Below are 13,704 nucleotides of genomic sequence, written 5' to 3' on the forward strand. Positions count from 1 at the left end.
TTTGTTTTTTAATTTGTTTTAAACAATTTTTAAGCTGTAAAATTAGTTAATAATTCTAATGTAGATACCAAAAAAAGACCTCTATTTATAGAAAACAAGGTCTTTTTGACAACAAGTAACAAATTGTTATATATTTAACAATCGGTTATTTTTTAAGCAAATCTCTAATTTCAGCTAATAAATCTTCTTGCGATGGTCCTGCAGGAGCTTCTGGAGCAGGTTCTTCTTTCTTCTTCATTTTATTAACACCTTTTACTACCATAAACATTACGAATGCTACAATAATAAAATCGATAACATTGGTTAAAAAAGTACCATGTTCTAAAAATACTTCGCCTACCATTTCTCCTGCGTCGTTTAGTGTGCCATCTTTTAATTTGTATTTTAAAGCTTTAAAGTCTGAATCGAAAATCAAACCAATTAAAGGCGATACAATGCCTCCAGTAAATGCGGTAACGACTTCTTTAAAAGCAGCACCCATTACAAAACCTACTGCAATGTCTATAAGGTTGCCCTTCATTGCAAATTCTTTAAACTCTTTTAACATAATTCTTAAATTTTTAGTTAGTAGGTTACTAATTTAGTCAAAAAAGTTAAATGTTAACATTTGTTAAAAAACTATTTTGAAAGTACACGTTTTACACGCTGAGAAATTGCGGTAATTAATTCGTAAGAAATGGAGTTTGTGTTTTTTGCTAAATTTTCAGCTGTGTGGTTTGCATCAAAAATAATAACCTCATCACCTTCTTTACAATCAATATTTGTGATGTTTACCATAATCATATCCATACAAACATTACCAACAATATCAGCTTTTTGTCCATTTATCGTTACAAAACCATTTCCATTGCCATATTGTCTCCCAATTCCATCAGCATGACCAATAGGTAGTGTTGCTGTTTTTAGAAACGCATCACTTTTAAAGGCACGATTGTAACCCACAGATTCGCCTTTTTCAATGTTGTGAATTTGAGAAATAATGGTTTTTAAAGTTGCAATGGGTTTTAAATGTTTGTTTTCTTTATCTGAATTACCAAAACCATATAACCCAATACCACTACGAACCATATCGAAATGTGCTTCAGGATAATTTAATATACCCGAAGTGTTACATATATGAAGTATCGGTTTGTAACCAATAGCTTTTGTAAAGTTTTCAGAAATAGATTTGAAGCTTGCGATTTGACTTAAAGTAAATTCCTTTTCATCTAAATCTTCACTCGCTGCTAAATGTGAAAAGGTAGATTTCACTTTTACAGCATTGGTATTTTTCAATTTTGATGCAATATATTCTACATCATTTTCCCAAAACCCCAATCGATTTAAACCTGTATTAAATTTAATATGAATAGGGTAGTTGGTTTGTTTTTCCGCGGAAGCGATACTAATAAAATCATTTAAAACTTTAGCATTGTATAAACTAGGCTCTAAACAATATTCAATTAAAGTTTTGAAATTTACAGCCTGTGGATGCAAGACTAAAATGGGTTTTGTAATGCCAGCATGCCGTAAAGCAACACCTTCGTTTGCGTAAGCTACGGCAAAATAATCTGCATTAAGTTCTTGTAAACAATTGGCAATTTCACAAGCATCACTACCATAGCCAAAAGCTTTAACAACCGCTAAAAATTTAGTATTGTTTTTAAGTTTAGATTTTAAATACTTAAAGTTATGTTTAAGTGCTTTTAAATCAATTTCAAGTACAGTTTCTTGCGCTTTAGGCATCTTAAGTATTGTTCGGTTTAGAAGTAATTTCTTCAGCATCATTAACCTTCATACTACGAACTTTATCACGCATCATAGCTTTATAATAAGCAGCTCTACTTAGAGGCTCATACTCATCAACCTCACCCAAAAGCACAAGGTTATCATTTTTTCCTTTACGGTAACTGTATTGTGCTAAATTTCCTGTTCGTGTACAAACCGCGTGCACTTTAGTAACATATTCGGCAGTTGCCATTAAATTGGGCATGGGTCCAAAAGGGTTGCCTTTAAAATCCATATCTAGTCCAGCTACAATTACGCGAACGCCTTTATTTGCTAAATCGTTACAAACACGTACAATTTCGTCATCAAAAAACTGAGCTTCATCAATACCAACCACATCGCAACCATCAGCTAAAATAGGAATGTTAGCGGCAGCAGGAACAGGCGTAGAGCGAATTTCGTTAGCATCATGAGATACTACCATATCCTCATCATAACGCACATCAATGGCAGGTTTAAAAATCTCAACTTTTTGTCGCGCAAATTGCGCACGTTTGAGTCTTCGGATGAGTTCTTCGGTTTTTCCAGAAAACATGGAGCCACAAATAACTTCAATCCAACCAAATTGTTCTTTATGATTTACTGTATTTTCAAGAAACATTTCGTAATTTTAACACTAAAACAAAGGAATTTTTCGTTTGTATAAAGGTGGCGCAAATTTATTAAAAATCAAAAGCCTAAATAGCAATAATTTTAAAAATATAAATAATGAAGAAGAAGTTAGAGTCGGAACTCATTAGTATAGCACATAGAATTCTTAAATTAAAAGGAAAAGAAGACGTAATAAAAATGCATGCAGAAGCCTCTGCGCTTTACGAAAAACTATCGGTACTTAAGTTTGCTCATGAAAATTTTGAAGATGATATTCCATCCATTGGAAACGATTCTTCTTTTTTCGGCATGTTAGACGTTGCTTTTAACAATAAAGTAAGTGATAATATAGAGATTGAAGACAAAGTATATATTAATCTTGATGATTATGAAAACGACGTTATTACAGAGCCGTTAATGGAAACCATTAAAGATATGGTCGCACAAATGCCACAAGAAACCTTGCAAGTCGATTCGGTTTTTGAAGAAGCCATTCCAAAACAAAAACAGCATAAAAACGATTTAGAAACCATTACTTCTGGGTTTGAAGAAATACCTGTTTTCGAGCCTATTTCAAAATCGCAAAACGGCAGTGAAAAAAAGTCACTAAACGATAAACTAAAAACTGGCGGATTCAACATCGGGCTAAACGATAAAATAGCGTTTATCAAGCATTTGTTTAATGGCAAAAGTGAAGATTATGATCGTGTATTGTCGCAATTAAACACATCTGTGTCCTTTAACGATGCCAAACGATTTATAGAAGATATTGTAAAACCAGATTATAACGATTGGAAAGACAAAGAAGAGTTTGAAGAACGTTTCATTCAAATAATAGAAAGTAAGTTTCTTTAAAATTTGGGTGTTACCACGCTAAAAAAAGTGTGGTCGTGCTTTAGGTAGTCGCTTTTTTGTGTTGCATAGGTGCAGCAACACAAAAAGAGCTTCAACAATACCTTAAATGCTTTGCATTCACGATTTCATTACTTTAAAATAAAAACCAATGAGTAATCCCTAACAAAGTAGTAACGATTATTACATGAGTAAACTTTATATAGTACCAACACCCATCGGAAATTTAAAAGATATTACTTTTCGAGCTATCGAGGTTTTAAAAGAAGTAGATTTAATTCTAGCAGAAGACACCCGTACTTCAGGAAAACTTCTAAAACATTACGAGATACCAACCCACATGCAATCGCATCACATGCATAATGAGCATAAAACGGTTGAAAACATTATTCAAAAATTAAAAAGCGGAACCATGGTAGCGTTAATTAGCGATGCCGGAACGCCAGCTATTTCAGACCCTGGTTTTTTACTCACTCGTGCCTGTGTTGAAAATAATATAGAAGTAGATTGTTTGCCAGGAGCTACTGCATTTGTACCAGCTTTAGTAAATTCTGGTTTACCAAACGACAAGTTTGTGTTTGAAGGATTTTTGCCAGTAAAGAAAGGACGACAAACTCGACTACTACTTTTAGCCGAAGAAACTAGAACCATTATTTTTTACGAAAGCCCACATAAATTGGTAAAAACCTTAGGTCATTTTTGCGAGTATTTTGGAGAAGACAGAGAAGTATCGGTATCGCGAGAACTCACTAAACTTTACGAAGAAACTATTCGTGGAACAGCCAAAGAAGTTTTAGAATATTATACCAATAAACCACCAAAAGGCGAAATTGTTGTTGTGGTTGGTGGTAAAAAGTAGAAACGTCGTCATTCTGAATTTTATTTCAGAATCACATTATTTATGGATGAGAAACTGAAACGAGTTCAGTTTGACGGAAAAATTAGTTTTGATAATCATTTGGAAGACTTATTACACAATATTAGACAATGTACCATTTGTAAAGAACATTTAATTTTAGGTCCACGACCAGTAGTTTCTGCACATCCAAATTCTAAAATCGTCATTATTGGGCAAGCACCAGGAACTAAAGTGCATGCTTCTGGTGTTCCGTGGGATGATGCTAGTGGCAAGCAATTGCGTAAATGGCTTAATGTAACTGATGAAGATTTTTATGATGAAGAGAAATTCGCCATAATCCCCATGGGATTTTGTTACCCAGGAAAAGGAAAAACAGGCGATTTACCACCACGACCAGAATGTGCACCGCAATGGCATAAACCACTTTTTGATGAACTTAAAAATGTAGAGTTGGTTATTTTAATTGGCATGTATGCTCAAAAATATTATTTACAAAAAGAAGCGAAGAAAACATTAACAGAAACGGTAGCTAATTTTCAAGAATACTTGCCTAAGCATTTGCCTTTGCCGCATCCATCACCACGAAATCGATTTTGGTTAACTAAGAATCCTTGGTTTTACAAGGAGGTTCTTCCAGTATTAAGTCAAAAAGTAAAAAGCATTTTAAAGCTCAATAAGTAATCCACCTGTTCCAGAAAAGAACTCTATTAAATTATAAAGCTTTAACTAACTGAGTTAACTTATCATTGTGATAAATTATTAGGTAAGTTAATATGATGGTAATTAAAACAAAAGCTATTACTATGCAAATTATAGATTTATGGAAATACTTTCCTTTAAATTTTGATAGTATGTTGATGTCAATATTAATCATTAAGACTAAATAAGGTATTATTTATTAAAGAATTGTGCTTATAGTTTATTTTTAAAATTTTTGTGGTTTTTAAGTTTTGAATTTTTTTCATAATCACCTATTGCTTTAATTTTAGAATTATCCATTTTTTCAAAAAGCTTAATTCTTTTACGTTTTTCTTTTTCCTTTATTTTAATTGAAATTAGATACACAAACGGTGCTATTAAACTTGGAACTCCTAAATAATAATACCAATAATCCATAATCTGATAATTTTAAGCTAAAATAACTTTGTCTTTGAAAATTCTTTAAGACATGGTTTTTGTAGAAATTTCTTATAAAAACATATCAAAACAAAAAACCTCCCCATTTCTGGAAAGGTTTTAAACAAAATCATTCGTGTATTAGTGGCTAAAAAAGGCAGATAAATATCAAAAGATTCCTGCCTTCGCAGGAATTAAATATGCTTTCCTTTCTCCCAACCATGTTTTCCTAAATATTGATTACCGCTTTCAACAGCGCCACCTTCAATAGACGTTCCCATGCTATCATTCCATCTATTCAAATATCCAAAGAGTGAAATAACACCTAACATTTCAACAATTTCGCCTTCATCCCAATATTCGTATAAACGTTTCTTTATAGTTTCATCAACACCATTTGGCACTTGCGAAGCTGCTAAACTAAAATCTAAAGCAGCACGTTCCGCTTCACTAAATGCAGGATGTGTTCTGTATTCCCAAATATTATCCAGTTGTTCCTGTTCGGCTCCATAGCGCTCTGCAGCACGTATGGCATGTGCTTGACAATACCTACAACCAGTTGAATTACTACTTACCCAAGCAATCATACGTTTTAAAGCTGAAGTTACTCTGCCTTCATTTGCCATAACGGCTTTATTTAAATTAATAAAGGCTTTACTAATGGCTGGTCTGCGTTGCATAGTCAATACAGAATTTGGACAAAATCCTAAGGTTTCATTAAAGAATTCTGCAAGTTTTTTGGTCTCTAAATCGTGGTCTGCAGATAATGGTGTAACTAATGGCATAAATTTAATTTTTTGGTACCCTCAAAGATATAATTTTATTAACTTTCCAATATATAATAAAATGTATTTATGAACCTAATTTTAAGACCATTCGAGCTTAAATTAAAGCACACGTTTACAATTTCTAGAGAGTCGTATAACACACAACCTACATTAATTGTTGAACTTAAAGATGGTGATTTTTCTGGATATGGTGAGGCAACTTCAAATCCATATTATGGCACCACAGTACAAAAAATGACTGATGATATATTACGCATTAAGCATATAATAGAAGCGGATAGCGATAAAACACCTGAAGCATTTTGGAACGAAATATACCCGCATTTAAAGCATAACATGTTTGCTTTATGCGCTTTAGACTTGGCTTATAACGATTTGTACGCACGCAAAAAAGGACAAAAACTTTTTGAGCTTTGGAACTACAATACCAAGAATAATCCTTTAACAGATTACACGATTGGGATAGATACTATTGATAAAATGGTAGCTAAAATGAAAGAATTGCCATGGCCCATTTACAAAATAAAATTAGGCACGAAAGAAGATATCGCTATAGTTGAAGCTTTACGACAACATACAGATGCTATTTTTAGAATTGATGCCAACTGCGGATGGACAGTTGATGAAACCATTAAAAATGCCATCGCTTTAAAAGCTTTAGGTGTCGAATTTTTAGAGCAACCTTTAAAAGCCGATGATTGGGATGCACATAAAGCCGTTTTTAAAAAATCTGTTTTACCCATTGTTGCCGACGAAAGCTGTCAAATTGAAGAAGATATTGATAAATGTCATAATCATTTTCATGGGGTTAATGTGAAGCTTGTAAAATGTGGCGGATTAACTTCGGCAAGAAGAATGCTTACTAAAGCTAGAACATTGGGTATGAAAACCATGGTAGGTTGTATGACGGAATCTTCGGTTGGCATTTCTGCAATAGCACATTTATTACCACTTTTAGATTATGTAGATATGGATGGCGCATTATTATTATCTGAAGATATAGCTCAAGGTGTAATTATTAAAAATGGTGTTGTTGAATATAGCCATTTAAACGGAGCGGGTGTTTCTTTAATTTAGCGAATTAATGATTGTTGAAAGCTTTCCAGACCGAACCGTATTAATAAATAAAAAAGAGTATTTATATTTTGGAGGAACTGCATATTTAGGACTTCCTACTCATGCTGATTTTCAAAATACGCTAATAAAAAGCATTACAAAATGGGGTTCATTTTACGGAAGTTCAAGAAACTCCAATATAAAATTATCCATTTTTGATAAAGCAGAAAATCTATTTTCTAAACAAATAGGAACAGAAAAATCGCTTACAACATCCTCTGGAACTTTAGCAGGGAAACTAGTTTTAGAGTATTTGTCTACAACAGAAAGCACATTTTATCACTACCCTAAAACGCACCCTGCTATTTTACACAGTAAAAGTTTGCCGTTATTTGAAAACGGAACACTGCATAACAACCTTGTTAATGACACAAAAGAAAAAGTTGTGATTACAGTCGATGCTGTTTTAGCATTAGAGATTACACCAACAGTATTCAATTTTTTAAATGACATTTCATCTAAAAAACAGATTACGCTTTTAGTTGATGAATCTCATAGTTTGGGCATTTTAGGAAAACAAGGCGAAGGTGTTTTTAAGACCATTTTGAATAAAAACTTAAAAAGAAAGATAATGATAGCCTCTTTAGGAAAAGCCTTAGGACTTTCGGGAGGCGTTATTGCATCAGATGTAGATTTTATTGATGCTATAAAAAATGAAGCACTCTTTATCTCGTCATCATGTGCAAATGCAGCTTATTTAGAAAGTTATGTCTTGTCGCAAGATATAATTAAAGTTCAGCAAGAAAAACTTGCAGCCAATTTGAATTTTTTGTTTGAAGATTTAGATTTGAATGATACATTTAAGTTTAATAAAGGTTACCCAGTTATCTATTGTAACTCTAAAAATATTTATGATAGGTTAGTTGAAAAAGGTATTATCATAACAAATTTTAAATACCCTAATTATAAAGGTGGTATGAATAGAATTGTAATTACTGCAAACCACACCAAACAAGATTTAACAAAACTGAAAGAGGTATTAATGTCTTTGTAAAAGAAATATTTAAAATCGAATAAAAAAACCTCTCTTCGTTTTGGAAGAGAGGTTTTTAGTATTAAAACTAAGATAGTTTTATTGATCCCACCATACTGGAGCTATTGGCTCTTGCTGATTTGCCAATACGTTTGCTTCATTTCTGTTTAATTCAGTAGATGGATAATTAGCGCGTCTAAACCATTGACCAAAAAAGTCACCATCGCTTTCTTCTTCCTCTCTAATGGTTAATCCTGTAAATACATCATCTGAAAAATCATATCTTCTAAAATCTACAAATGTTTCAGGGTTTAAATAGTTATGTATGTATTTTTCTTTCATAATGTGGTGTAATGCTAAGCCACCTTCTCCAACGTCAACAGATGTATCAGCGATATAATCTGTTCCATCTACACCCCACATATCCATACTTGCAGCAATTCCATCCATATAAGCCATATACGTTGTTGTGTTTGTTCCTACACTAGTTGTTGTACCTCCATTTACTAAAAATGCCGCTTCAGCTTTAATAAACATAGCTTCAGCGTAAGATATTAAGATTAAAGGCGAATCTATACTTGTGTAAAAACCATCAGTTTTAAATCGGGTATTTGCATCGTTTAAACCGCTAGGAGATTTACCTGCTCCACCGCTAACAAACCCTCTATACTCAGTATCGCCATCTGGTATTTCTGCAATTTCAGTCAATCTAGGATCTATTGTAATAGCGCCATTAAATGGATAATAATCACCATTCATTGAGCTTACAATTTGACTTGCAATGTCTCTGCTTAAGTTACCTGTTTCTCGCGCTAAAATTTCTGCTGAATACCATGGGTTTATGTTTTTTTCGTCATAAAACATTTCGAAATTATCATCGTTAGATGTAAATCCATTAGCGATGGTCGTTAAAACATCATTGGCAGTTGTAACCCCTTTACCAATTAAGTGTAGTTGATAACGTGCCTTAATGGTATAGGCTGCTCTTAACCATGAATCTGAATCGCCTCCGTAAATTAAATCTGCAGATCCTAAATTGAAACCAGAATTATCAGCACCACTCAAAGCTGCTATGGCACCATCTAATAGTTTAAAAATTTCGGTATAAATTTCCTCTTGTGTATCAAATGCTGGAAAATTAGAGTCTGGTCCTTGAGTCGCTTCAGAATATGGAATATTATCCCATGTATCTGTTGCTATGCCTAGGTTGATGGCAACTAAAATGTCTGAAATAGCACCTATATGCGGCGCTTGGTTTTCAATAGCCTTTGCCTTTACAACCTTTAAATTTGGTAATATATAAAGGTATATTTGTGTCCATAGACCACTAGCAGAAGTTTGTCCTGCGGCTCCACCACCAGTAGAAACAAAATATTGTGTATAGTTTCCAAATGCTAATTCTGCCGAACGTTGTCCTTCCATTGTGCTATGTATCACAGGAGCTATTAAGTCCTTCATCCCCAACTCTTCTAAAGCGGCAGTATTGGATGGTGTGTTCACATCAAAAAAATCATCACTACACCCTACGAGTGTAATAACAAACAGTGCTAAAATTGTAGCTTTTATATTAAATTTTTTCATAATTTCTTTTTTTAAAATATAATATTAAGACCAAATGAAAAACTCTGGCTTAAAGGTATACTTAACCCAGTAAATCCATAAACATTACTTCCTGCGCTATACTGATTACCTTCAGGATCGAAGCCATCAAATGGTGTCCACAGCAAGATGTTATTTGCACTTAGATTAAAACTAAGCTTGTCTATCTTTAATTTTTCTGTAACATTTAATCCAAAATCGTAAGACAAACCTATGTTTCTAAGTTTTACCCATGAAGCATCTTGAACTAAAATTTCAGAAGCTCTGTTGTAACGTGTTGAACTTCTGTAGTAGTTTTGATCGATAGTAGTTTCGATAGTATTAGGAGTAAAACCTCCACTACCATCATCCATAACGCCGTCTAATACAGTATCTACATTACGAAAAGCTGTAATTCCACGAACACCATTTCTAATGGAGTTACGCATACCCGAATCGTAAAGATCGCCACCTTTTTTGTATTCTAACACAAAATTAAATCCAATACCTTTCCATTTAAAACTGTTATTAACAGAAGATATAAAATCAGGAAATGCATTACCAACAATGACTCTTTCGTCTAGGTTAACACGAGGTAAACCGTCGCTACCAATGTAGCGTTCTCCATTTTCATAGCGCCACTTGTAACCATATAAGTTACCCATTTTGTCGCCTTCTCTAATTTCAGATGTTACACCAGCAAAGCCTGAGTTTGCAAATATAATAGACTCAATATCATCAGGAATGTTAAGGACATTACCCTCACTTGTAGACCAGTTTAAAATGATGTTCCACTTAAAGTCTGGTTTTCTAATAATATCTGCGCTTAATAATAACTCATGTCCAAACACCTCATAATCTCCCGCATTTCTTGTAATAGCAGATAGTCCAGAAGAATAAGCTGTACCAACATTAAAAATTTGATCTTCTACTTTAGTTTTAAAGTAGGCATAATCTATACGAATACGGCTATCAAAAAAACGTAAATCTGCACCAAATTCTGTAGATTTATTACTTTCAGGTTTAATAGCTAAATCTCCTAGCCTTGTACTTCTTCTGTATCCGCCAGAACCACCAAATGGGAAATCGCCATCAACTACAAAGTACTGACCAACGTCTCCAAAACCAGGACCTTTACCTACTTCTGCCCAAGATGCTCTTAGTTTTCCAAAAGAGAATACATTACTATCTCCAAAGAGATCAGAGATATCATAGGCTAAACTAGCAGACGGATAAAAGAACGATCTGTTTTCTTTTGGTAATGTTGATAACCAGTCATTTCGTCCTGTTAAGGTTAAAAACAATTTGTCTTTATATGCCAATTTAAGTTCTCCAAAAACCCCCATATTTCGCAATTGGGTTACTGAATTGTTTATAAAGAAATTAGTTGTATTTCCTATTTCATTTACTCCAGCAATGTTTAAGCCTTCTCCACGCGCTTCATCATAATCTCTTTTGGTGTCTGAAATTTGATGACCTAAAGTCAAATCTGTAGTAAAATCATCAGACCAATCTTTAGTGAATGCAACTAATAAGTTAGATTCTAAAGCGGTAAAATTTATATTTTGATTTAAAATAAAACCACCAACTTGCGAACCACCATCTAAATCTGGTCCTACATAACGATTGCGTCTATCAGAATAATTATCAATTTGAGCAGCATAGGTAATATTTACCCAATCTTTTGGTTGCCAATTAAATGTAGCATTACCTACCCAACGATTAACATCGTCAACAAGACTACTGGTTTCCATTAAATATCTTGGGTTGTCAATAATTCCAAAAGAATAATCACGTTCAGATCCATCAGGGTTTTGGTAGTCATTAATTGGGAATGTTCCTGAAAAATAAGAAAGCGCACTCATAACCGATTTATCCCCACCATTTGCTCTTCTACCTCCAGAGTTTGTGAAAGAAATAGAGCTATTAATATTGAAATTATCAGTAATTTTATAACCTGCTTTTAATCTTAGATTCGTTTTTTCATAATCTGTATTTGGTAAAATACCATCATCACTACTATTACCAACAGATAAAAAGTAATCCATAACACCTGTAGCACCGCTAACACTTAAATTTATTTGTTTGTTAACACCTGTTCTAAAAATGTCATAAGGACTGTAGTAGGCATCATTCGATAAATCTATAACATCTCCATTGCCTAAAGTTGCAGAATCATCGCTAAATTTTGGCCCCCAAGAATAAAAGGAAGTTCCTCCCAACCTTGTAAAACCAATATCGGTTTCTGGAGTATATAAGGTTCTAGGAAGATTAGAAAAACCTTCACGATATTCAGTTTGATCGTCTGGAGTTGTTTTAACATCTCTAAAAGTAGTAGAGGCTGTTAAGCTTATTTTAGCTTTTCCTAGCTTACCCTTTTTTGTGGTAATAATAATAGCACCATTTGACGCTCTAACACCATAAAGTGCTGTAGCAGCAGCGCCTTTTAAAACACTATAGCTTTCTATATCTTCAGGGTTAATATCACCTGCTCTATTAGAAAATGCAAATTGTTCAGCACTGTTTGGGGAATTAGATCCTGAACTTGGTCTTACTTCACCAGAAAACGTATCATTATTAAGTGCTAAACCGTCAACAATAATTAAAGGTTGATTACTTCTAGAAGGATTAACTGAAGTGACACCTCTAATTAAAATATCAACACCACCACCAGCAGACCCAGAAGTTCTGTTAATTTGTACACCAGCAACTTGTCCTTGAAGTGCTTCAAGAGCATTATTTTGACCGGTTAAATTAACATCATTAGCATTTACTTGTGTTACAGAATACCCTAAAGATTTCTGTTTTTTAGCAACACCAAACGCAGTAATAACAACTTCGTCTAGTTTGCTTGCATCTTCTTCTAGAGATGTATCTAGTTTTGTTCCTGTTACAGAGACTTCTTTTGTTTTAAAACCAACAAAAGAAAAAATTAATACATCACCTTGATTTGCAGAAATAGAATAATTTCCATCAAAATCAGTTGAGGTTCCATTGCTTGTACCTTTTACTTGAATGTTTACACCTGGTAACGGAACGCTAGAAGCATCAGTTACTTGACCACTTACAGTTATGTTCTGAGCAAACAAAAAACTGCATGTGGCGGCAAAAAAAACAAGAAAAGAGAGGGTCATTTTTTTTTTCATAAAATAGAATTTGAATTAATAGTTACTCAAATATAATAATTAATTTGCGTTTTTATGCGTTTTTATGCATGTTTATTACGTGTTTTTTGCAATATTGATTTGTTTGTTGCATATTTAGTGAATATTTGATGGAAATTATGTTAAAGCAAGAAAGGCATCATGCTATTTTAGATAAGTTAAAAGCAAATAAAAAAGTGCTATCCACTAAGCTTAGTGAAGAATTACTTGTGTCTGAAGATACCATTAGGCGAGATTTAAAAGAGTTAGAATCTAAAAACTTGGTATATAAAGTGCATGGCGGTGCTTTATTAAAGGAAAGTAGAATACTATCTTATGATGAAAGAAGAGGTGCTGATATTGATAAGAAAAAGAAGATTGCTAAAAAAGCAGTGAAGCTAATTCATGATGGACAGGCTATTATTATGAGTGGGAGTTCAACGAATTTAGAGCTAGCTAAAATTATTCCAGAAAATATAAATGCTACTGTTTATACTTATAGTTTACCCATTGCTACGCAGCTATCTTACCACCCTTTAATAGAGGTTATATTTATGGGCGGAAAATTAAACAAAGCTGCTCAAGTAACTGTGGGCATAGATTTAGTGACTTCTATTTATAATATTAGTACAGATATTTGTTTTATGGGTGTAGATGGCATAAATGTGAAAAGAGGTTTAACAGAACAAGACTGGGATGTGTCTCGAATAAAAAGAAGTATGATTCATGCCTCAAATCATGTTGTAGTAATGTGTATTGATAGTAAACTTATGTCTGCAAAAAGGCATACCGTTGTGCCTATTAAAGAGATTGATGCTATCATTTCTAATATTGATCCTACTGATACTGTTTTCGAAGATTTTAATGCTATTGGTTTAACAGTTATTTAGAAATTAAAGTTTCTGCAATTCGCATAAAATT

General features: G+C 33.3%; 13 protein-coding genes. 6 read left to right on the plus strand and 7 right to left on the minus strand.

Annotated elements, in window-relative coordinates:
* Nucleotides 1-145: 145 nt before the first annotated feature.
* The 3 genes from mscL to RG22_RS08675 all read right to left on the minus strand — a co-directional run bounded on the left by mscL (nt 146) and on the right by RG22_RS08675 (nt 2,368).
* Nucleotides 146-547, minus strand: a complete 402-nt coding sequence (mscL, locus tag RG22_RS08665; RefSeq protein ID WP_034042500.1) for a large-conductance mechanosensitive channel protein MscL — start codon at nt 545-547, stop codon at nt 146-148.
* 71 nt (nt 548-618) lie between these two features.
* Nucleotides 619-1,725 (minus strand): alanine racemase, encoded by a 1,107-nt coding sequence (gene alr, locus RG22_RS08670; RefSeq protein ID WP_034042501.1) that lies wholly within the window; start codon nt 1,723-1,725, stop codon nt 619-621.
* 1 nt (nt 1,726) lies between these two features.
* A complete protein-coding gene (locus RG22_RS08675) occupies nt 1,727-2,368 on the minus strand; it encodes a thymidine kinase (RefSeq protein WP_034042502.1) in 642 nt (213 codons plus the stop codon).
* Nucleotides 2,369-2,475: 107 nt separating this feature from the next.
* On the opposite strand from RG22_RS08675, the gene RG22_RS08680 reads away from it, so the two are divergent.
* The 3 genes from RG22_RS08680 (at nt 2,476) to RG22_RS08690 (ending at nt 4,750) form a co-directional block, all read left to right on the plus strand.
* Nucleotides 2,476-3,213, plus strand: coding sequence for a hypothetical protein (locus RG22_RS08680; protein WP_034042503.1), 738 nt, complete (start codon nt 2,476-2,478; stop codon nt 3,211-3,213).
* A 184-nt stretch (nt 3,214-3,397) separates the two neighbouring features.
* Nucleotides 3,398-4,069, plus strand: coding sequence for a 16S rRNA (cytidine(1402)-2'-O)-methyltransferase (gene rsmI / locus RG22_RS08685; protein WP_034042505.1), 672 nt, complete (start codon nt 3,398-3,400; stop codon nt 4,067-4,069).
* A 99-nt stretch (nt 4,070-4,168) separates the two neighbouring features.
* Nucleotides 4,169-4,750, plus strand: a complete 582-nt coding sequence (locus tag RG22_RS08690; RefSeq protein WP_034045903.1) for a uracil-DNA glycosylase family protein — start codon at nt 4,169-4,171, stop codon at nt 4,748-4,750.
* A 231-nt stretch (nt 4,751-4,981) separates the two neighbouring features.
* Here the strand turns inward: RG22_RS08690 and RG22_RS08695 are convergent, their stop codons facing one another.
* Together RG22_RS08695 and RG22_RS08700 are read right to left on the minus strand one after the other, a co-directional pair.
* A complete protein-coding gene (locus tag RG22_RS08695; protein WP_034042506.1) occupies nt 4,982-5,185 on the minus strand; it encodes a hypothetical protein in 204 nt (67 codons plus the stop codon).
* 194 nt (nt 5,186-5,379) lie between these two features.
* Nucleotides 5,380-5,970, minus strand: a complete 591-nt coding sequence (locus RG22_RS08700) for a carboxymuconolactone decarboxylase family protein (RefSeq protein WP_034042508.1) — start codon at nt 5,968-5,970, stop codon at nt 5,380-5,382.
* Nucleotides 5,971-6,039: 69 nt separating this feature from the next.
* Between RG22_RS08700 and RG22_RS08705 the strand changes: the two genes are divergently transcribed.
* Both RG22_RS08705 and RG22_RS08710 read left to right on the plus strand, forming a co-directional pair.
* Complete coding sequence (locus tag RG22_RS08705; protein ID WP_034042509.1) at nt 6,040-7,050, plus strand: dipeptide epimerase; 1,011 nt, start codon at nt 6,040-6,042, stop codon at nt 7,048-7,050.
* Nucleotides 7,051-7,057: 7 nt separating this feature from the next.
* The gene (locus tag RG22_RS08710) at nt 7,058-8,083 is read left to right on the plus strand and encodes an aminotransferase class I/II-fold pyridoxal phosphate-dependent enzyme (protein WP_034042511.1); all 1,026 of its coding nucleotides are present in this window, start codon (nt 7,058-7,060) and stop codon (nt 8,081-8,083) included.
* A gap of 78 nt (nt 8,084-8,161) precedes the next feature.
* Here RG22_RS08710 and RG22_RS08715 read toward each other — a convergent pair whose 3' ends face one another.
* Together RG22_RS08715 and RG22_RS08720 are read right to left on the minus strand one after the other, a co-directional pair.
* Nucleotides 8,162-9,643: a SusD/RagB family nutrient-binding outer membrane lipoprotein gene (locus RG22_RS08715; protein ID WP_034042513.1), complete on the minus strand. Its 1,482-nt coding sequence runs from the start codon at nt 9,641-9,643 to the stop codon at nt 8,162-8,164.
* Between the two features lie 11 nt (nt 9,644-9,654).
* Entirely contained in the window at nt 9,655-12,786 is a 3,132-nt protein-coding gene (locus RG22_RS08720; protein ID WP_034042515.1) for a SusC/RagA family TonB-linked outer membrane protein, read from the minus strand.
* A 137-nt stretch (nt 12,787-12,923) separates the two neighbouring features.
* Between RG22_RS08720 and RG22_RS08725 the strand changes: the two genes are divergently transcribed.
* A complete protein-coding gene (locus RG22_RS08725; protein WP_034045905.1) occupies nt 12,924-13,673 on the plus strand; it encodes a DeoR/GlpR family DNA-binding transcription regulator in 750 nt (249 codons plus the stop codon).
* Nucleotides 13,674-13,704: the final 31 nt, after the last annotated feature.

This window comes from Wocania ichthyoenteri Th78, from assembly GCF_000789235.1.
GTDB classification, from domain to species: Bacteria; Bacteroidota; Bacteroidia; order Flavobacteriales; family Flavobacteriaceae; genus Wocania_A; species Wocania_A ichthyoenteri.